The sequence below is a fragment of the Streptomyces carminius genome (assembly GCF_002794255.1).
Classification (GTDB): Bacteria; Actinomycetota; Actinomycetes; order Streptomycetales; family Streptomycetaceae; genus Streptomyces; species Streptomyces carminius.
Genome location: NZ_PGGW01000020.1, coordinates 23933 through 42483, shown reverse-complemented (window position 1 = coordinate 42483; position 18551 = coordinate 23933). Strand labels below are relative to the sequence as shown.

Sequence of the window (18551 nt, the reverse complement as noted above, 5' to 3'; positions counted from 1 at the left end):
GGGGGTGCCTCTATGTCTTTCATCAAGCCCGTGTTGGTCATGCGGCGGTTGCTTCGGAGGTGCGGGGTTCGTAGAAGGTGCCGTCGCGGAGCATGGCGAACAGCACGCTGATGCGATGGCGGGCGAGGCGGAGGAGGGCTTGGGTGTGGGTCTTGCCGCGGGCCCGGCATCTGTCGTAGTAGGTGCGGGAGGCCGGGTCGTGCAGGGCGGCGAAGGCGGAGAGGAACATCGCGCGTTTGAGCTGCCGGTTTCCAGTGCGTGGGGCGTGTTCGCCGTGGATGGAGGACCCGGAGGACTTCGTGGCCGGGGCGAGGCCGGCGTAGGAGGCCAGGTGGGCGGCGCTGGGGAAGCTGCTGCCATCGCCCACGGTCACCAGCAGGGTGGCTGCGGTCCTGACCCCGACTCCGGGCATCGAGGTCAGGACCTTCGAAAGAGGGTGGGCCTCCAACAGCTCGCTGATCTGGACTTCCAGGGCCCGTCGTTGCTGGTGGACGGCGGCCAGGGATCTCGCGAGCGAGGGCACGATGACGTCCAGGGTGCTGGTGCCGGGAACGACGACGGTCTGTTCGTCGAGGGCGTCGAAGATGTCGCCCACGAGGCGTTCGGCCATACGCGGGGCCTTGGGCCGCAGCAGGTTGACCAGCTGGCGGCGGCCGGCCTTGCGCAGGGCCTGCGGGGATCCGAAGCGCTCCAGCAGGTGGGTGACCGCCGGGTGGTCCAGGCGCGGGCCCAGGACCCGCTCCAGGGAGGGGTGGAATTGGGTGAGCAGGCCGCGCAGCCGGTTGGAGGTGCGGGTGGCCTCACCGGTGAGGTCCTCGTCGAAGCCCACGAGCATGGTCAGCTGGGCGGCAGTCTCGTCGGCGAGGTCGAGGGCGCGCAGGGTGTGGGGCATGGTGCGGGCGGCGTCCGCGATCACGGCCGCGTCCTTGGCGTCGGTCTTGGCCTCGCCGGGGTAGAGGTCGGCGATCCGCCGCATTGCCAGTCCTGGCAGGTAGGCGACGTGGCAGCCCGTGTCCCGGGCCACGGTCAGCGGCAGGGCGCCGATCGAGGCGGGCTGGTCGACGACGACCAGGACGGTGCCAAACTTCCCGCGGAGCTTGTCGAAGACGGCCCGCAGCTTCGGTTCGCTGTTGGGCAGCCGCTTGTCGAAGACGGTCTTTCCCGCCGGTGTCAGAGCGTGGCCGTGGTGGTCGCCCTTGCCGACGTCCAGGCCCAGGTAGACCGCGATCTCGCTGGTGTCGAGCACCGTACCCCCCGAGGGTGGCTTGTGTCCGTCCCGGCCTCGGGGCGCTGGCACCGTATGCGCGCATCCACGTTACGCAGACCTGCCACCCCCAGGTGGCCCGGCCTTGCGCCGGGCCGGATGGCGGTCGGGCCTCTCATCAGCGGTCAGTCGGTGCCCTCGGGCCCGGTGACACCACCCCCCAGGTCATTCGAGCGACAGGGGGCAACAGTCATGCCGGGCCCGGAGGCCAGGAGCCCCGTTTCGGGGCCACGAAGAAGGTAACGGGGCTCCCGACGGTGCCGGGCCACGGGGCCGGAGTACGGCCGCGGCGACGGGGCACGTGCCCGGCGGGCCGGCGCCCTTGAGTCTCCAGTGGGTGGAGGGTCCACACTCGCGGGGTGAACGACGAGGAACCCCTGCTCACCATCGGGCAGCTCGCCGGCCGGACGGCCGCGAGCGTCCGCAGTATCCGCTACTGGTCGGACATCGGCGTGCTCACGCCGGAACGGCGCTCCGCGGGCGGCTACCGCCTGTACGGAGCCGACGCCGTCCTTCGCCTGGAACTCATCCGGAGCCTCCGCCAACTGGGGTTGAGTCTGGAGGAGGTGCGCCGTGTGGTGCGTGGTGAGACGACGGCCGCCCGGGTCGCCGCCGACCACATCGCCGCGGTGGACGCGCAGATCCGCGCGCTGAAGGTGAACCGGGCCGTTCTGTCCGTGATCGCACACCGTGGATCCACCACCGAGGAGACAGCACTTGTGAACAAGTTGGCAAGGCTCTCGACCGACGAGCGCCGGAAGATCGTCGAGGACTTCATGAAGGAGGTGTCCGGTGAGTTGGAGGGCGCCCCCGACATGGGCGAGCGTCTGCGGCGCTCTCCCCTCGAACTGCCCGACAACCCGTCCGCCGAGCAGGTGGACGCCTGGCTCGAACTCGCCGAACTCATCCGGGATCCGGACTTCCGCACCCGCATGCGGCGGATGCTCGCGCTGAACGCGCCCGGGCGGCCCGGTTCCTCCATCTGGTTCACCCGGCATGTCGTGGAGGTCGTCGGCGAGGCCCGTGAGAGAGAGGTGGCCCCGGCGGGGCACGAGGCCTCCGCCGTACTGACCCGGCTGTTCCACGACGCGGACCGGGCGGAGGTCCTCGCGGCTCTCCGGGCGGGGCTCGCCGCGGACGTCCGGCGTTTCCACCGGCTGCTCTCCCTCGTCAGGGGCCGCCGGCCGCGCCAGGCGCACCAGGAGGACTACCTCTGGCTGGAGCAGGCGCTGCAGGCGGAGCTGCGGCACGGAGCCCGAGCCCGCTGAGCGCCCGGCTGCCGGGCGGCCGTCCCCGGGCAGGCGAGTGGCCGGGTGCCCCGCCGGGCCGGTGAGGGTCAGCGGTCGGCCGTTCAGATCTCCACCGGGCCGGGGCACCGCTGCCGCAGCCCGCGCTCCGGCCTCCGGTGGGGGGTGAACCAAGCGGCGGGGCAGCCGCGGCAGGCGCCGCCGAGTCCGACGGTGACGACGCCCCCGTGCACGCCGACCAGGCCGATGGTGCCTCCGTGGGAGCGGGCGAACACGCCCACCTGCCCGTCCGGGGCATCCCGCACGGCGGCGGACAACTCCGCGCCACCGTCGGCGGGGCCGGACGCGGCCGCCGGTGTCCAGCCGGCCGGATCGTCGAGGGCGGTGCGGATCCGGGCACCCTCGCGGGACCAGGAGCGGCCCGCGCCGAGGTGGGTCACGACGGCGGCGGGCTCCACCTCGACCCGGGCGAGGATGCCGTCGGCCGGCGGTGCGGTCGGCGGTGCGGGGGCCGCCGCGAGCATGCCCGCGGCGATACCACCCCACGCCACCCTCCGGCGAGGGCGGCACGCCGGAGGGGACCCGGCGCCGCGAGGGAACGCAGAGGGCCGGATCTCAGGAACGCGGCCGGGGGGACTCCTCGTCTCGCTCCGCGTTCCTCTCCCTGATGCGCGCCGCCTCCTTGCGGACCTCGGCCTGGGTGGCGCGTTCCTTCTGCAGCCACTCCGGGTTCTCCGCCTTCAGCGCCTCGATCTGCTCCGTGGTGAGGGGCTCGGTGATACCGCCGCGCGCGAGTCCCGAGTTGGAGATCCCCAGCTTCGCCGCGACCACCGGACGAGGGTGCGGGCCGTCGCGCCGCAGGTCCCGCAGCCATTCGGGCGGGTCGGCCTGCAGCGCGTTCAGTTCGGCCCGCGAGACGACACCCTCCTGGAACTCGGCGGGGGTGGCCTCGAGGTACACACCCAGCTTCTTCGCCGCGGTGGCGGGCTTCATCGTCTGGGCGGTCTGGTGCGACTTCATGGCGCCCAGGGTATCGAGCGGGCGCGCCGCCGCCGACCGCGCCCGGTAGCCTGGCGCGGTGACAGGCTCGACAGGTCCGGAAACGTCCCCCTCGTTCCGGCTCGCGTACGTTCCCGGGGTGACGCCCGCCAAGTGGGTGCGGATCTGGAACGAGCGCCTGCCCGGCGTCCCGCTGGTCCTCCTCCAGGTGACCGCCGCCGAGGCGGGCGGCGTGCTGCGGGCCCGCGGCGCCGACGCCGGTCTCCTGCGGCTGCCGACCGACCGGACGGATCTCAGCGCGATCCCCCTCTACACCGAGACGACGGTGGTCGTGGTGCCGAGGGACCACTTCCTGACCGCGGCCGACGAGGTGTCCGCCGAGGACCTGGCCGACGAGGTCGTCCTGCACCCCCTCGACGACACCCTCGACTGGGAGCGCCCGCCGGGACGGCCCGCGGTCGCGCGTCCCGCCACGACGGCGGACGCCGTCGAACTGGTGGCGGCGGGAGTGGGCCTGCTCGTCGTCCCGCAGTCGCTCGCCCGTCTCCACCACCGCAGGGACCTCACCTACCGGCCGGTCACGGAGACCCCCCAGTCGCGTGTCGCGCTGTCGTGGCGGGAGGACGGGACCACCGATCTGGTGGACGACTTCATCGGGATCGTCCGCGGCCGGACCGTCAACAGCACACGGGGCCGTCGCCGCCCCGCACCGGCGGAGGCGGAGACGGATGCGAAGGCGAAGGCGAAGAAGGAGGCGTCCGGGCGCTCCGGCAGGGGCGGCGCACGGCGGAAACCGGCGGCCGGCGGATCGGCCGGCGGCAGGAACCCGCGGAGCGGCTCCGGTGGCTCCGGCGGTTCCAGGGGCGGCAGACGGGGCAGGCCCCGCCGGTCGTGACCACCGGCACCGCGTTCCCGGATTCCGTACGGCCTGCCCGTTCCCTCCCCGTCTCCGGAAGGGGTGCCCCTTCCGTGCGGTACCCCGGCCGGCCGGTGCCACCGTCCGCTCCGTGCCGGTGCTCCCAGCCGCCGGGGCGGCCCCTCTTCCGGACTCCGGATCACCCGGCAGCGGGTACGTGGATCATGGCGTACGTCACACCCCGGGCCGCCGCCCGCCTCCCGACCGGCGACCGCCGGATCCTCACGCGCCGGGGACTCCCCGGAGCGCCTGGCGCCGCCCTGCCCTCCCGGAACCCGAAAACCTGCTCTGGCCGCAGCAGACATCCTCAGGCCTCCGGACCGGGGTTTCCGGCACAGTCGGCGAAGCCCGAGACCCGCGGCGCGGCAGACACGAACCGCCGCGGGGAGCATCCGGAGAGAAGACCGACGGAGAGGAGCAGACGCCTGAGCGGGCACCGCGTGGAAGCCCCCGCCCCGCGCGGGAGCTCCGACGGAGCGCCGCAGGAGCGCTCCAGTCGGCGAAGACGAATATCTGCTGTCGCGGGAACAGAAAACAGCGAGACGGCGTACGAGTTCTCCATGGCGCGGCGGGGACACGGCGGAGGAAGCCGGAAAGCCTTCCTCCCACCGCCGTCCTTCCCGTGCTACTGTCGATCTCAGTTGCAGTTGTGGTTCCCAAAGACTTACAAGTGCCCCCATCGACGTTCTGCGTCGAGGGTGCATTTTCTTGTTTCCGGCCTTGCTTTTCCGGACGGGGTAATCATCGCGGCGACTCGGGGATCGCACAGGGCGGTCTCTGACACTGCCCCGTTAAGGAGATAAACATGGCTACTGGAACCGTGAAGTGGTTCAACTCGGAAAAGGGCTTCGGCTTCATCGAGCAGGATGGCGGCGGCGCCGACGTCTTCGCCCACTACTCGAACATCGCCGCCCAGGGCTTCCGTGAACTCCAGGAAGGCCAGAAGGTGAGCTTCGACGTCACCCAGGGCCAGAAGGGCCCGCAGGCGGAGAACATCGTTCCCGCCTGACGCCTGGCGCAGTCGAGAGCCGGGGCCCGCACCTTGGGGTGCGGGCCCCGGCTCTTCGCCTTTCCCCGGGCCGCCCCGGCACATGACGGGCCCCGGTTCCGGACCTCGGTCCGGTAACCCGCGCCGCCCGCCGGGCGAGTCCCGCAGTCCCACCGTTCCGGGGCTCCCCCGGGCCAGGCGTTTCCCGGTCCGCCCGGATCGCATTCCACCGTCCACCGGCACGTTCCTGCGTTTTCCCGCACGCCTGCTCAAGCCAGGGGAATCCTCGACACGCGCCGTTTCGAGGAGGTTCCTCATGAACCGCACCACCCGTACGCACAGCCGTCACTCCTTCGCCGGCAAGGGTTCTTCCGCCGGTTCGGACCGAAACGGCGGATTCCGCTCGCGGAACCCCGGCCGTTCGAGCGGCTACGGGCGCCGCCCCGCCGCGCTCCAGGGGGAGTTCGCCCCGCCCGTCACCGTCACCCCCGCCCTGCCCGCGGTCACCGCGTTCGCCGAACTGGACATGCCGGCCGCGCTGCTGAAGACGCTCACCGGCCTGGGTATGAGCGAGCCGTTCCCGATCCAGGCGGCCACCCTGCCGAACTCGCTGGCCGGCCGGGACGTCCTGGGCCGGGGGCGCACCGGGTCGGGCAAGACCCTCGCGTTCGGGCTTGCCCTGCTCGCCCGCATCGACGGGCAGCGGGCCACGCCGCGCCGGCCGCTGTCCCTGGTCCTCGTGCCCACCCGGGAACTGGCCCAGCAGGTCACCGACGCCCTCACCCCGTACGCCCGGTCCCTGTCCCTGCGGATGGCCACCGTGGTCGGCGGCATGTCCATCGGCCGGCAGGCCAGTGCCCTGCGCGCCGGGGCCGAGGTCGTGGTGGCCACGCCGGGGCGGCTCAAGGACCTCATCGAGCGGGGCGACTGCCGGCTGGACCAGGTCGGCGCCGTCGTGCTGGACGAGGCCGACCAGATGGCGGACATGGGCTTCATGCCCCAGGTCACCGCGCTGCTCGACCAGGTGCGTCCCGGCGGGCAGCGGATGCTCTTCTCGGCCACCCTGGACCGCAACGTCGATCTCCTGGTCCGGCGCTACCTGAACGACCCGGTGGTCCATTCGGTCGACCCCTCGGCGGGTGCGGTCACCGCGATGGAGCACCACACCCTGCACGTCCACGGCGCCGACAAGCACGCCGTCACCACCGAGATCGCGGCCCGCGACGGCCGGGTGCTCATGTTCCTCGACACCAAGCACGCCGTGGACCGGCTCACCAAGCACCTGCTGAACAGCGGGGTACGCGCCGCCGCCCTGCACGGCGGCAAGTCCCAGCCCCAGCGCACCCGCACCCTCGCCCAGTTCAAGACCGGCCATGTCACCGTGCTGGTGGCCACCAATGTCGCGGCCCGCGGCATCCACGTCGACAACCTCGATCTGGTCGTCAACGTCGACCCGCCCAGCGACCACAAGGACTACCTGCACCGCGGCGGCCGCACCGCCCGCGCGGGCGAGTCCGGCAGCGTCGTCACCCTGGTCACTCCCGACCAGCGGCGCGACATGGACCGTCTGCTGGCCTGCGCCGGCATCGTCCCGCGCACCGCCCGGGTCCGCTCCGGAGAGGCCGAACTGACCCGTATCACCGGAGCCCAGGCCCCCTCCGGCGTCCCCGTGACCATCGCCGCGCCGGCACCGGAGCGTGCCGGGCGCGCCGGGCGCGGTGCCCCCTCGCGCCGCCGCCGCGGACGCTGACCGCGTCCGGCCGTGAGAGCCGAACGTCCCGGACCGTGCGCGGTCCGGGACGTTCGGCTTTCCGGACGCGGTCGCGCGGAGGTCCCCGTACCGGCCGGGCAACCCGTGCGCCCGGCGGCGGGTCCGTGGAGACGGTGACCCCCGTCACGGGCTGTCCGGGCCTCGGACCCGTGGCGGGGCGGACGGCCGGCCCGGTCAGTGCGTGCCGGCCCGGCGCACCTGTGCGGCCGCCTTCCGGGCCGCCACCAGGACCGGGTCCCACAGCGGGGAGAACGGCGGCGCGTACCCCAGGTCCAGGGACGTCATCTGCTCGACCGTCATCCCGGCCGTCAGTGCGACCGCGGCGATGTCCACGCGTTTGCCCGCGCCCTCACGCCCGACGATCTGCACACCCAGCAGGCGGCCCGTGCGGTGTTCGGCGAGCATCTTCACATGCATCGGAGCGGCGCCCGGGTAGTAGCCCGCACGGCTGCTCGACTCGACCGTCACGGTGACGAACCGCAGCCCGGCCGAGGCGGCCTGGCTCTCCAGCAGGCCGGTGCGGGCGATCTCCAGGTCGCAGACCTTGCTGACCGCGGTGCCGACGACACCGGGGAAGGTGGCGTAGCCGCCGCCGATGTTGGTGCCGATGACCTGGCCGTGCTTGTTCGCGTGGGTGCCCAGCGCGATGTGCCGGGTGCGGCCCGAGACGAGGTCGAGTACCTCGGCGCAGTCGCCCCCCGCCCAGATGTTCTCCCGGCCCCGTACCCGCATCGCCAGGTCGGTCAGCAGTCCGCCGGAGTCCCCCAGCGGCAGTCCCGCCGCACGGGCGAGCCCGGTCTCGGGCCGTACGCCCAGCCCGAGCACCACCACGTCGGCCTCGTGCTCGGCGTCCTCGGTGACCACCGCGCGCGCCCGCCCGTCCCGGTCGGCGGCCACGGCGGTGACGGTGGCGCCGGTGACCGTCTCGATACCCATGCGGCACATCGCCTCGTGCACCAGCCGGCCCATGTCGGGGTCGAGTGTGGTCATCGGCTGCTCGGCCCGGTCCAGCACCGTGACCCGGTAGCCGCGGCGGATCAGCGCCTCGGCCATCTCCACGCCGATGTAGCCGGCGCCGATGACGACCGCGCGCCGCGGGGCGTCCGCCGGGCGCGCCGTCTCGGTCTTCTCCAGGTCGTCCAGCAGGGCCCGGCCGTCGTCCAGGGTCTGCACCCCGTGGACGCCCGGCGCGTCGATGCCCGGCAGCGGTGGCCGCAGCGGGCGGGCGCCGGTGGCAAGGACCAGGTGGTCGAAGCCCAGCCAGGTCTCGGAGGCCGGGTCGCTCCCGCGGACGCGGACCCGGCCGCGGTCCGGGTCGAGTTCGGTGACCTCGGTGTGCAGGCGCAGCTCGATGTCCCGTTCGCGGTGCTGTTCGGGGGTGCGCGCGATCAGGTCGCCGGCGTCGGTGACATCGCCGCCGATCCAGTAGGGGATGCCGCACGCGGAGTAGGAGGTGTGGCCACCGCGTTCGAGGGCGACGATCTCCAGATCCCCGGCCCCTTTGAGCCTGCGCGCCTGGGAGGCGGCCGACATGCCCGCCGCGTTCGCCCCGATGACCACCATGCGCTGTGCGGCCGCCATGCCGTGTCCTCCCTCCACTGTGCCGGGCGTCCCCCGGCCCCGGCTCTCGTATGCCCCGCCTCCCGCCGCGGCACCGCCGCCATCCGTGGACCGTGCCGGACGCGGCCCCGGTACTCCGGCGCTCAGGCCGGGCAGGGGCGCCCCGCCCGGGACATACGGCCGTGGGCACGCCGGTCGCGCGAGGCCATCGCATAAGGTCGGTGAATGGCGAAGTACTTCGATGTGCACCCCGAGAACCCCCAGCAGCGCACCATCGACAACGTGGTCGACAGTATCCGCTCCGGCGCGCTCGTCGCGTATCCGACGGACTCCTGTTTCGCGCTGGGCTGCCAGTTGGGCAACCGTGACGGCATCACCCGGATCCGGTCGATCCGGAACCTCGACAACCGTCACCACTTCACGCTGGTGTGCCAGAACTTCGCGCAGCTCAGTCAGTTCGTGCGCGTCGACAACAACGTGTTCCGGGCGATCAAGGCGGCCACGCCCGGAAGCTACACCTTCATCCTGCCCGCGACGAAGGAGGTACCGCGTCAGCTGATGCACCCGAAGAAGCGGACGGTCGGAGTCCGCATCCCCGACCATGTCGTCACCCAGGCCCTGCTCGCCGAGCTGGGCGAGCCGCTGCTGTCCAGCACGCTGCTGCTGCCCGGGGAGGAGGAGCCGATGACACAGGGCTGGGAGATCAAGGAACGGCTCGACCACGTGGTGGACGCCGTGGTCGACTCCGGTGACTGCGGCACCGAGCCGACCACGGTCGTCGACTTCTCCGGGGGCGAGGCGGAGATCGTCCGCCGGGGAGCGGGCGACGTCACGCGGTTCGAGTGACGTCGCGCCGAGGGGGCGGAGGTGCGGCGTCGCCCGCGTCCGTCCGGATCAGTCCACGATCACCATGTTGCGCGGCACCTCCGCGGACCGGGTGAGCGAGCTGCCGAAGTTGTCCTCGACCTCGGCCTTCTCCGCCGCGTTGGGGTAGGGATTGGTGCACGCGGTCCCGGCGCTGGAGCCGGACATCAGGCTTGAGCAGGGGCCGGGCTTGCGGTCCGGCAGGCCCAGGATGTGGCCGAGTTCGTGAGAGGAGATCCGGACCGTGTCATAGCCCTGGTCGACGGCCTGCCGGCCCATGTAGACGACTCCGCGGCCCAGTGCGGTGGTCATGGCGCGGGGCCAGCCGTTGTCCGCCAGGATCCGTATGTCGGCGCGCTGCCCGGCTCTGGCCGGCCGCAGCTCGACGCCCTCGACACTCTCGTTCCAGATCGCCGCGCCCCGGTCGACCGCGGCCCTGAACTCGGCGGACGCGCTCGCGTCATAGGTCACGACGCGGGGGGCGAGGGCACGGTCGCCGACGGGGACGGGGGCGGCCGCGGCCTGCCCGCCCATCAGGGCGAAGGTCGCCGCCAGGACGGCGGCGAGAACACGTGCGAGCACACGGGGGTGCATGGTCGGCCTCCTCGTGGGGGAAAGGTGGACGTGCGCATGACATGCTCCAGGCTCACTGCCCACCGGAAACGGAAGCCAATCCGTCAATCGGCACGGCCGGCCACCGGCGGCAGCGGCGGCGGCGGCGATCGGCGCGGCGGAAGGGAAGAAGGGGCGAAAGGCGGCGGGTGGCGGCGGCCCGGTCTGTGAGGATGGGCGGGCGGCGCACGGAGCGTCAGGTCCGTCGGGCCGTGGCCGTGCCGCGCGTGCACGCCTCCCCCACCACCGCCGACCCCGAAGAAGGGCCTCGATGAAGATCGGTTTCGCTCTGCCGCAGTTCCACCACCAGGCGTACGGCATCGCACGGACCGCGGAGTTCGCGCGGGAGGTCGAACGGGCCGGGGCCGCCAGCCTCTGGGTGGGAGACCGCAACCTGGCCGCCGTGCGTCCCCGGATCGGCTACGGCGGCCAGGGCACGACCATCCCCGCCGAACTGAACCCCGCCGCCGACCCGTTCGTGCTCCTGGGCATAGCCGCGGGCGCCACCGAGCGCGTCCTGCTCGGTTCCCACGTGCTCGTCGCGCCGCTCTACCCGCCCGTTCAGCTCGCCCGTGCGCTGACCAGCATCGACCTGGTCAGCGGTGGCCGGCTGCTGCCCGGCTTCGGCGTCGGCTGGTCGCCCGAGGAGTACCAGGCCGCGGGACTGGACTTCGGCACACGCGGCGCCCGGATGAACGAGCTGCTCGACGCGCTGGAGGCCGTCTGGACCACCGATCCGGCCGAGTACCACGGCAAGCTCCTGTCGGTCCCCCTGCACCACGCGCCCCTCAAGCCCGCCCGGCGCCCGCGTCCGCCCTTCTACCTCGGTGCCCTGTCCGAGCGGGCGCTGCGCCGCGTCGCCGAGCGCGGCGACGGATGGCTGCCCCTGTGCACGGTGCCCAGCTGGGTGGACACCGACGGCCTCGTGGCGCACCGCGCGCTCATCGACCGCTGGGCCCGGGAGGCGGACCGCGACCCGTCCGCCATCGACACCGTCCTGCGCGTCAACATCGACGCAGGCACTGCGCCCGGCCGGGTCGCCGACGCCATCAGGACCGTCCACGAACGCACCGGCATCGACCACGTCATGGTGGACACCACCTACGCCGTCGAGAGTGTCGACGAGGCCATGGAGCACGCGGTGGAGATGATCGGCCTGGTGGCCCGGGGCTGATCGGCAGACCGGTCCGGACGGCCGTCGCAGGCCGCCCGGACCGGCCCCGGGCACCCGGGTCGGGGCCGGCCGGGTGCCCGGACCTTCCACCCGGCCCGGAGGACCTGCCGGGCCCGGGACGCGGCCACACGGCCGGTGCGCGGAGGGCCACAGCACGCCCCGCGTCCTTTCCCGGACGCCACGACGGGGCCGGGGCCGTGGTGACCGGCCCCGGAAATCCGGTGCCTGACGGGCCGTCCACAAGGGGCGACAAGGCCGGTGACCTGCCCGGACGATCCGAGTGATCAGTTGTGCGGGCAACCGCGCACATGCCCCACCGGTCATGACTAGTATGACGACATCAACGGTGTGAGCGAGCAACGCCCGTTCTCCAGAAGAACTTTGAGGCGTTGCGCGTCTTCCGACCCACATCACTCACCCCACACAGCCACAGGGAATGCGCGATGTCACAGCCCGCCGCCCCCAGCCCGCACCGAGCGCCCGGGGGGCGTCTGCCCCTTACCGTGTCCGTCATCTGCCTGGCCGTGCTCGCGGCAGCCGGCGGCGCCGTCACCGCGGCGGCCCCGGACGGCGCACGTTCCTGGGTGCTGGGCACCGCGGCCGCCGCCGGCCTGGTCACCGCGGTGGCCGTCCTCGTCACCGTGCTGGCGGTGCGGAGACTGCGCGCCTCCTCGGCCACGGCGTCCGGTGAGGTCGACGCCCTGCGGCAGCAGGTGGACCGGACCTCGGCACAGGCCGCACACCTGGTCAACGTCAGCCTGCCGGCCGTCGCCAACCGCCTGCGGGCCGGGGCGCGCGCCGAGGAGGCGCTGGCGGCGGTACCCGCCCCGGACGGCGTCCAGTTGCGGCAGGTGCTCCGCGTCTTCGCCGAGGAGGTGGCCGCCGGCGTCGGACAGCGGCAGGCCGCGCAGGCGGAGCGCGACGAGGTCGTACGGCAGGCCTCGTATCTGGCGGAGGGCGTCGGCCACCTCGTCGCGAAGACCCTCCCGGAGGCCTTCGAGCGGCTGCGCACGGGTGCCTCGGCCGACACGGTCCTGGCGGACCTGCCGCGTCCGGCCGGGGAGCGGCTGGGCGCGCTGACGGACTTCGTGGTCCGGGAGTACGCGACCAGTGAACGGCGGTCCGCCGCCGCCCGGGTGGCCGGCGCCAAGGCGCTCAGCCGGGTGCAGGCGGCGGCCGTGAGCATGCTGGCGGACCTGCGCGAGATGCAGGAACGCCACGGCGAGGAGGTGCTCGGCGACCTGCTCAGGCTCGACCACAGCACCTCGCAGATCGGTCTGCTCACCGACCGGCTCGCCCTGCTGATGGGCGGACGGGCCAGCCGGGCCTGGAACAAGCCGATCGTGATGGAGAACATCCTGCGCGGCTCGGTGGGGCGGATCGCCGCCTACCGGCGGGTCCGCATGCACTGCGCCAGCGGCGCGGCGATCGCCGGTTTCGCCGCCGAGGGCGTGATGCACCTGCTCGCGGAGCTCATCGACAACGCGGCGAACTTCTCCCCGCCCATCGACGAGGTCAACGTGTACGTCGAGGAGCGCACCGCGGGCATCGTGGTGACCATCGAGGACAGCGGGCTGCGCATGTCGGACGCGGCGATGCGCCGCGCGGAGGAGTCCGTGTCCGGCAGGTCCACCGACCTGGCCTCCCTGCAGGGCACCCGGCTGGGGCTGGCCATCGTGGGCCTGCTGGCCGACAAGTACGACATCTCCGTGAGCTACCGGCCGTCCTCCCGGGGCGGCACCGGTGTCGTGGTACTGCTGCCGCCGCACCTGCTGGCACAGCAGCGCGTGGAGGCCCCCGCCTCGGCCGCCTTCCCGGCCTCCCCGGCGCCGCGGGAGACCGCCGCCATGCCGGCCGAGTCGGCCGCGCCGGCCGTCTCCGCCCCGGCCGACGCGGCCGGCGAGACCACCCACGGGCTGCCGGTGCGGCCCCGGGGCCGCACCATGGCCCGCGCGGACCGCGTCCGCGAGAGAGCCGCCGAGGCCGACGCCGCCCGGGAGCGGGAGCGCCCCGCCAGGGACGCCGGAGCGCGCTTCGGGGCGTTCCACCGGGCCAGACGTCCCGAGCCGGGTTCCAGAACCGACTCCGGCACCGGGACCGGCTCCGAGCAGGACTCCGAGTAGACGCGCGTCCGCGCCTTCTCCGGGACGCCCCCACCGCGGCGGGCACCCTTCCCCTCCCCCTTTTCGCAAGACCGTGAGATTGGAGGCACGGGCCGAGTGACAGGCCGGACGGTCCGAACTCGCCCGATGCAGATCATGGAGACCACCGACAACAGCCTGACCTGGTTTCTCGAGAGCCTGCTGCAGCGCACTCCCGGGACACGACACGCCCTGGTGCTCTCCCGCGACGGCCTCAAACTGTGCTGGACCGGCAGCCTCTCCCTGGACCAGGCGGACCAGCTCTCGGCCATCTCCTCCGGCATGCAGGCCCTGGCCCAGGGCGCCTCGGTGGAGTTCGGCGACGGGACCGGGGGCGTACGGCACTCGATGACGGAGTTCCACGGCGGCCTGCTGTTCATCGTCGAGGCCGGCCAGGGAGCCCATCTGGCCGTCGTGGCCGACGACACCGCGGACCCGGGAGTGGTGGGCCACCACATGGACGAGGCGGTCGAGCAGATCGGCGACCATCTGCGCGCGGAGCCCCGCAAGCCGACCCAGGACGGTGTCCCGTCATGATCCGCAAACCCGTCGACACCGGGGACCCCCACCGGCTCTACACCGTCACCGGCGGGCGCAGCCACGCCGGTGACGTCCGGCTGGACCTGGTCACGCTCATCGTCAGCGAGTGCCGGCCGACGGAGGGCATGCAGTCCGAGCACACCCGGATCCTGGAACTGTGCCGCCACCCCACCGCGGTGGTCGAGATCGCCGCGGACCTGCAACTGCCCATCACCGTGGTGAAGATCCTGCTCGGCGATCTGCTCACCGCCGGGCGCATCACCGCGCGGAACCCGCGCCCGGCCGCGGAGCACGGCGACACGCCCGACTCCGCCCTGTTGAAGGAGGTGCTCATTGGACTCCGCAACCTCTGAGGTCCCGGCGGCCCGCACACCGCTCGCGGACGCCGCCGAGACCGGACTGAAGATCGTCGTCGTGGGAGGGTTCGGCGTCGGCAAGACGACGCTGGTGCGGTCCGTCAGCGAGATCCGGCCCCTGAACACCGAGGAGGTCATGACCCAGGCCGGTGCCGGGGTGGACGACACCGCGGGACTGAGGGGCAAGAACACCACCACGGTCGCCTTCGACTTCGGCCGTATCAGCCTGAACGAGCGCACGGTGCTGTACATGTTCGGGGCGCCCGGGCAGGAGCGCTTCTGGTTCCTGTGGGACCGGCTGTTCTCCGGAACGCTCGGCGCGGTGGTGCTGGTCGACACCCGGCGGATGGCCGACTCCTGGTACGCCATCGACCGGCTGGAGCACCACCGGACCCCGTTCGTGGTGGCGGTCAACCGGTTCGACGACGACACCGCGCGCTTCTCGCTCGCGGAGATCCGCCAGGCACTGGACCTGTCGGAGGACATCCCCCTGGTCGACTGCGACGCCCGGGTCCGCGAGTCGGGCAAGAACGTGCTGATCACCCTCGTCGACCACCTCTACCAGCAGGCGCTGGCACGGGAGCTGACCCCATGACCGACACCTCCGTCCCGAACCACGCGCCGGACGGCGCCGCGGGACCGGCCTGCCCCGCGGCGCACCCCGACGCCGTGGCCCTGAGCGGTCTGCAGTACCAGCAGACGCCCTTCGAGCTGTACCGGGAGCTGCGCCGGAAGCACGGCGCGGTCGCCCCCGTGCTGCTGGACGGCGGCATCCCCGCCTGGCTGGCGCTGGGCTACGCCGAGGTCTCCTACGTCACCAGCCATGACGAGTTGTTCGCGCGCGACTCGCGGCGCTGGAACCAGTGGCCCAACATCCCCGCCGACTGGCCGCTGCTGCCGTACGTCGGCTACCAGCCGTCCGTGCTGTTCACCGAGGGCGCCGAGCACCAGCGCCGGGCGGGCGTCATCAGCGACGCACTGGAGGGGGTCGACCAGCTGGAGCTGTCCCAGCACTGCCAGCGGATCGCCGACCAGCTGGTCGACCGGTTCGCCGGCAGCGGGCAGGCGGAGCTGATGTCCTCCTACGCCCACGCCCTGCCGATGCGCGCGGCGGTCCAGATGTGCGGCATGCCGCTCGACGGCGCCGACACCGAGGCCCTGGTGGAGGACCTGCGGATGTCCCTGGACGCCGCAGAGGGCGACGACCCGGTCGCCGCCTACGTCCGTGTCCAGGAGCGCATCCAGCAGCTGGTGGCGGACAAGCGCCGCTCCCCCGGCCCGGACGTCACCTCCCGCATGATCGCCAGTCCGGCGGGGCTGGCGGACGAGGAGATCGTCCAGGACCTGATCTCCGTCATCGCCGCCGCGCAGCAGCCGACCGGCAACTGGATCGGCAACACCCTGCGGCTGCTGCTCACCGACGACCGGTTCGCCCTCAACGTCTCCGGGGGCCGGGTGAGCGTGGGCCAGGCCCTCAACGAGGTGCTGTGGCTGGACACCCCCACCCAGAACTTCATCGGCCGCTGGGCGGTGCGCGACATCCAGCTCGGCGGCCGTCAGATCAGGGCCGGCGACTGCGTGGTGCTGGGGCTGGCCGCGGCCAACACCGATCCGCAGATCTGGCCCGAGGGGCATGTCGGCGCCCAGGTCAACTCGGCCCATCTGAGTTTCAGCAACGGCGAGCACCGCTGCCCCTTCCCCGCGCCCCAGCTCGCCGACGTCATCGCCCGCACCGCCGTGGAGACACTGCTGGAGCGGCTGCCGGACATCGTGCTGGCCGTGGAGCCCGAGGAGCTGGCCTGGCGGCCCTCGATCTGGATGCGGGGCCTGACCGCCCTGCCGGTCGCCTTCACCCCGGTGGTGCAGTGACCGCCGTCTTGGTCACTGTCGCCGCGGGACCGCGGTCCCGCGGCGACAGCTTCCGGCCGGTGTCCGGCCGGCGCCCGGTCAGCCGGCGGGGGTGAACGTCACCCGCACGGCCTTCGGCCCGCGGGTGAAGACGCCGTCCTCGACGAACTCGGCACCGTCGGCCGGCCGTACGTCGGGCATGGCGTCCAGCAGCTGGTTGACGCCGACCTCCACCTCGGTCTTGGCCAGCAGCGCGCCGACGCAGAAATGCCGCCCCAGGGCGAAGGCCAGGTGGTTGGCCGCGGCGGAGAACGCGGTGGTGGTGTTCAGGTCGTCCCGGAAGATGTCGAAGGTGTCCGGGTCGCGGTAGCGGTCGGGGTCGCGGTTGGCGGCCCCGATCAGGCAGGTGACGGTCGCCCCGGCGGGGATGGTGCCGCCGCTGACGGTCACCTCCCGCGCCGTCTGCCGCATGATCATGTGGACCGGCGGTGTGTAGCGCAGGGTCTCGGCGAACGCCCGGTCGATCAGCGAGCGGTCGGCCCGTACGGCGGCCAGCTGGTCGGGGTGGGCCAGCAGGTTGGCGAACAGGGCGGCGATGGCCTTGTCGGTGGTCTCACCGCCGGCGGCCAGCAGCAGACTGCAGAACGCCTTGATGTCCTCGTCGCTCATCCGCACGCCGTCGACCTCGGCGGCGCACAGCGTGGACAGCAGGTCGTCCCCCAGGTTCTCCCGGCGCTGCCGGATGATCGGGATCATGTACTCGGCGAACTCCACCCTGGTCCGCTCGCCGTCCGCCGCCACCTCCGGGTCGCCGGAGAGGTTGCCGAGGAAGGCGATCACCGAGGTGTACCAGCGGTGGAACCTGTCGTGGTCGGCCTTGTCCAGCCCGAGCATGTCGGCGATGACGTTCACCGGGAAGCGGGTGGCGAAGGCGTCGACCAGGTCCACCGAGCCGGTGTGGCGGAAGCCGTCGATCAGCTCGCGTGCGTTGCGCTCGATCACCGGGAGGAACTTCTCCCGCAGGTCGCTGCCCCGGAAGGCGGGTGCCACCAGCGCCCGGCGCACCGCGTGCTCGCGTCCGCTCAGCTGCAGAATCGTCTTTCCGTGGACCGGCTCGATCTGCCACTCGTAGTTGTCGGTGGTGTAGGTCGCGCCGTCCTTGAAGGCCGTCGCCACGTCCTCGTAGCGGGAGATGATGTAGCTGCGGGTCGCCTCGTGCCAGATGAGCGGCGCGTCCTTCCGCATCACCCGGTAGGCGGTGTAGGGATCGGCAGCGAATTCGGACGAGAGTATGTCGGGTATCTGCTGCGCGGTGGTCAAGGCGGGACTCCTCGATCAGGTGACAGGCCGTGGACACAGAGTATTGATCTTCGGCCGAGGAGAACAGACTTGCCAAAACCGTTCAGTTGTGTCTCACACCTTTTCAACTGGTACGGCAGCGGGCGGAGTTGAGATCCGGGGCGGTACGGCCCGCCCGCGGCCCGCCCGTCGCGGATTCACGGCAGATCCGCGGCGGGCCGCGCCATGACGTGCCGGAACGGTGCGGACCGGCTTCCGCCGCACAGCCAACCCCCGACTGGCACAGCCGGTACCTACTAGGTACCATGCGGAGTATGCCGTCGCTGAACATCACCTTCACCGAGGAAGAGCTGGAGGCGGTCCGCGCCGCCGCCGCCGCCGAGGGAAAGTCCCTCAAGCAGTACGTCCACGACCTGCCGCTGCGCGAGAAACAGCGTCTGCAGTTCGTCGGCTACGCGCTCACCTGGGGCGACGAGCACCGGACGGAGTTCGACGAGGCGTTCCCCGACGAGGTCCCGCCGGTCCGCCACGGCGGCCGGGAAGCCGAAGCCGCCTGATGCCCCCGCTGTACGTCGATGTCTCCTGGCTGCTGGACGTCCAGGAGAAGGCCGTCCCCGAGGACCTGTCGGTGGCCGACTACTCCGCGCTGGTCGCGGCCGTCGCCCGCCACCGCACCCGCATCCCCCATCCGGACGCCACCGACCCCGACCCGGCCTGGCGCGCGGCCTCCCTGCTGCACACCCTGGTGCGGCTGGAGCCCCTGCCCTACCGCAACAGCCTGTACGCCTGCCAGGCCGCGGTCGCCTACATGCACGCCTGCGGCGAGGGGATCGACCCTCCGTACGGAGCGCTGGTGGAACTCGTCCGCGACATCCGGGACCGCAAGGCGAGCGTCTACCGGGTCGCCGACCGCATACGCGCCTGGCGGCTGTGACCGGGCGGGGCGACCGCACGGCACCGGCGGAAGGCCGC

At 72.6% G+C, this 18551-nt stretch carries 19 protein-coding genes; 13 read left to right on the top strand and 6 right to left on the bottom strand.

All coding sequences use genetic code 11. The annotated features are described in order from the left end of the window. Positions 1–37: 37 nt before the first annotated feature. On the bottom strand, positions 38–1246 hold the full coding sequence (locus CUT44_RS07920; RefSeq protein ID WP_100201472.1) for an IS110 family RNA-guided transposase: 1209 nt from the start codon (positions 1244–1246) through the stop codon (positions 38–40). 377 nt (positions 1247–1623) lie between these two features. On the opposite strand from CUT44_RS07920, the gene CUT44_RS07915 reads away from it, so the two are divergent. Continuing rightward, a complete protein-coding gene (locus CUT44_RS07915) occupies positions 1624–2532 on the top strand; it encodes a MerR family transcriptional regulator (RefSeq protein WP_100201471.1) in 909 nt (302 codons plus the stop codon). An 83-nt stretch (positions 2533–2615) separates the two neighbouring features. On the opposite strand, the gene CUT44_RS07910 is transcribed toward CUT44_RS07915, so the two are convergent. Further along, entirely contained in the window at positions 2616–3035 is a 420-nt protein-coding gene (locus CUT44_RS07910) for a NifU family protein (RefSeq protein WP_100201470.1), read from the bottom strand. 91 nt (positions 3036–3126) lie between these two features. After that, a complete protein-coding gene (locus CUT44_RS07905) occupies positions 3127–3531 on the bottom strand; it encodes a DUF5997 family protein (RefSeq protein WP_100201469.1) in 405 nt (134 codons plus the stop codon). A 118-nt stretch (positions 3532–3649) separates the two neighbouring features. Between CUT44_RS07905 and CUT44_RS07900 the strand changes: the two genes are divergently transcribed. The 3 genes from CUT44_RS07900 to CUT44_RS07890 all read left to right on the top strand — a co-directional run bounded on the left by CUT44_RS07900 (position 3650) and on the right by CUT44_RS07890 (position 7164). After that, positions 3650–4405: a LysR family substrate-binding domain-containing protein gene (locus CUT44_RS07900; protein ID WP_233221301.1), complete on the top strand. Its 756-nt coding sequence runs from the start codon at positions 3650–3652 to the stop codon at positions 4403–4405. Positions 4406–5231: 826 nt separating this feature from the next. Then, positions 5232–5435 carry a cold-shock protein gene (locus tag CUT44_RS07895; protein WP_006604579.1) on the top strand — a complete coding sequence of 68 codons (204 nt, stop codon included), beginning with the start codon at positions 5232–5234 and terminating at the stop codon, positions 5433–5435. A 295-nt stretch (positions 5436–5730) separates the two neighbouring features. Next, entirely contained in the window at positions 5731–7164 is a 1434-nt protein-coding gene (locus CUT44_RS07890; RefSeq protein WP_100201467.1) for a DEAD/DEAH box helicase, read from the top strand. Positions 7165–7359: 195 nt separating this feature from the next. Here the strand turns inward: CUT44_RS07890 and CUT44_RS07885 are convergent, their stop codons facing one another. Further along, positions 7360–8766: an FAD-dependent oxidoreductase gene (locus CUT44_RS07885; protein WP_100201466.1), complete on the bottom strand. Its 1407-nt coding sequence runs from the start codon at positions 8764–8766 to the stop codon at positions 7360–7362. A gap of 204 nt (positions 8767–8970) precedes the next feature. Here CUT44_RS07885 and CUT44_RS07880 point away from each other — a divergent pair, with 204 nt between their 5' ends. Further along, positions 8971–9591: an L-threonylcarbamoyladenylate synthase gene (locus CUT44_RS07880; protein WP_100201465.1), complete on the top strand. Its 621-nt coding sequence runs from the start codon at positions 8971–8973 to the stop codon at positions 9589–9591. 48 nt (positions 9592–9639) lie between these two features. Here CUT44_RS07880 and CUT44_RS07875 read toward each other — a convergent pair whose 3' ends face one another. Next, complete coding sequence (locus tag CUT44_RS07875) at positions 9640–10203, bottom strand: snapalysin family zinc-dependent metalloprotease (RefSeq protein WP_100201464.1); 564 nt, start codon at positions 10201–10203, stop codon at positions 9640–9642. Positions 10204–10492: 289 nt separating this feature from the next. Here CUT44_RS07875 and CUT44_RS07870 point away from each other — a divergent pair, with 289 nt between their 5' ends. From CUT44_RS07870 to CUT44_RS07845, 6 genes are all read left to right on the top strand, one after another. Beyond that, positions 10493–11395: a TIGR03619 family F420-dependent LLM class oxidoreductase gene (locus tag CUT44_RS07870; RefSeq protein WP_100201463.1), complete on the top strand. Its 903-nt coding sequence runs from the start codon at positions 10493–10495 to the stop codon at positions 11393–11395. Positions 11396–11838: 443 nt separating this feature from the next. Next, the gene (locus tag CUT44_RS07865) at positions 11839–13518 is read left to right on the top strand and encodes a sensor histidine kinase (RefSeq protein WP_100201462.1); all 1680 of its coding nucleotides are present in this window, start codon (positions 11839–11841) and stop codon (positions 13516–13518) included. Between the two features lie 135 nt (positions 13519–13653). After that, the gene (locus CUT44_RS07860; protein WP_100201474.1) at positions 13654–14073 is read left to right on the top strand and encodes a roadblock/LC7 domain-containing protein; all 420 of its coding nucleotides are present in this window, start codon (positions 13654–13656) and stop codon (positions 14071–14073) included. Next, positions 14070–14429, top strand: a complete 360-nt coding sequence (locus CUT44_RS07855; protein WP_100201461.1) for a DUF742 domain-containing protein — start codon at positions 14070–14072, stop codon at positions 14427–14429. The genes CUT44_RS07860 and CUT44_RS07855 overlap by 4 nt, the downstream gene beginning before the upstream one ends. Next, positions 14410–15027, top strand: coding sequence for a GTP-binding protein (locus CUT44_RS07850; RefSeq protein ID WP_100201460.1), 618 nt, complete (start codon positions 14410–14412; stop codon positions 15025–15027). The genes CUT44_RS07855 and CUT44_RS07850 overlap by 20 nt, the downstream gene beginning before the upstream one ends. Beyond that, positions 15024–16301 carry a cytochrome P450 gene (locus tag CUT44_RS07845; protein WP_100201459.1) on the top strand — a complete coding sequence of 426 codons (1278 nt, stop codon included), beginning with the start codon at positions 15024–15026 and terminating at the stop codon, positions 16299–16301. Before CUT44_RS07850 ends, CUT44_RS07845 begins: the two co-directional genes overlap by 4 nt. 78 nt (positions 16302–16379) lie before the next feature. On the opposite strand, the gene CUT44_RS07840 is transcribed toward CUT44_RS07845, so the two are convergent. Further along, a complete protein-coding gene (locus tag CUT44_RS07840; RefSeq protein ID WP_100201458.1) occupies positions 16380–17600 on the bottom strand; it encodes a cytochrome P450 in 1221 nt (406 codons plus the stop codon). Between the two features lie 293 nt (positions 17601–17893). On the opposite strand from CUT44_RS07840, the gene CUT44_RS07835 reads away from it, so the two are divergent. After that, complete coding sequence (locus tag CUT44_RS07835; RefSeq protein WP_100201457.1) at positions 17894–18136, top strand: hypothetical protein; 243 nt, start codon at positions 17894–17896, stop codon at positions 18134–18136. Then, positions 18136–18513: a toxin Doc gene (locus CUT44_RS07830; RefSeq protein ID WP_100201456.1), complete on the top strand. Its 378-nt coding sequence runs from the start codon at positions 18136–18138 to the stop codon at positions 18511–18513. Before CUT44_RS07835 ends, CUT44_RS07830 begins: the two co-directional genes overlap by 1 nt. Positions 18514–18551 lie beyond the last annotated feature (38 nt).

What these genes read in the sequence shown, in the direction of transcription:
- CUT44_RS07910 (WP_100201470.1), bottom strand. Translation starts at nt 3,035, where the DNA reads ATGCTCGCGGCGGCCCCCGCACCGCCGACCGCACCGCCGGCCGACGGC.
- CUT44_RS07860 (WP_100201474.1), top strand. Translation starts at nt 13,654, where the DNA reads ATGGAGACCACCGACAACAGCCTGACCTGGTTTCTCGAGAGCCTGCTG.
- CUT44_RS07835 (WP_100201457.1), top strand. Translation starts at nt 17,894, where the DNA reads ATGCCGTCGCTGAACATCACCTTCACCGAGGAAGAGCTGGAGGCGGTC.
- CUT44_RS07855 (WP_100201461.1), top strand. Translation starts at nt 14,070, where the DNA reads ATGATCCGCAAACCCGTCGACACCGGGGACCCCCACCGGCTCTACACC.
- CUT44_RS07895 (WP_006604579.1), top strand. Translation starts at nt 5,232, where the DNA reads ATGGCTACTGGAACCGTGAAGTGGTTCAACTCGGAAAAGGGCTTCGGC.
- CUT44_RS07845 (WP_100201459.1), top strand. Translation starts at nt 15,024, where the DNA reads ATGACCGACACCTCCGTCCCGAACCACGCGCCGGACGGCGCCGCGGGA.
- CUT44_RS07875 (WP_100201464.1), bottom strand. Translation starts at nt 10,203, where the DNA reads ATGCACCCCCGTGTGCTCGCACGTGTTCTCGCCGCCGTCCTGGCGGCG.
- CUT44_RS07905 (WP_100201469.1), bottom strand. Translation starts at nt 3,531, where the DNA reads ATGAAGTCGCACCAGACCGCCCAGACGATGAAGCCCGCCACCGCGGCG.
- CUT44_RS07885 (WP_100201466.1), bottom strand. Translation starts at nt 8,766, where the DNA reads ATGGCGGCCGCACAGCGCATGGTGGTCATCGGGGCGAACGCGGCGGGC.
- CUT44_RS07870 (WP_100201463.1), top strand. Translation starts at nt 10,493, where the DNA reads ATGAAGATCGGTTTCGCTCTGCCGCAGTTCCACCACCAGGCGTACGGC.
- CUT44_RS07865 (WP_100201462.1), top strand. Translation starts at nt 11,839, where the DNA reads ATGTCACAGCCCGCCGCCCCCAGCCCGCACCGAGCGCCCGGGGGGCGT.
- CUT44_RS07880 (WP_100201465.1), top strand. Translation starts at nt 8,971, where the DNA reads ATGGCGAAGTACTTCGATGTGCACCCCGAGAACCCCCAGCAGCGCACC.
- CUT44_RS07890 (WP_100201467.1), top strand. Translation starts at nt 5,731, where the DNA reads ATGAACCGCACCACCCGTACGCACAGCCGTCACTCCTTCGCCGGCAAG.
- CUT44_RS07830 (WP_100201456.1), top strand. Translation starts at nt 18,136, where the DNA reads ATGCCCCCGCTGTACGTCGATGTCTCCTGGCTGCTGGACGTCCAGGAG.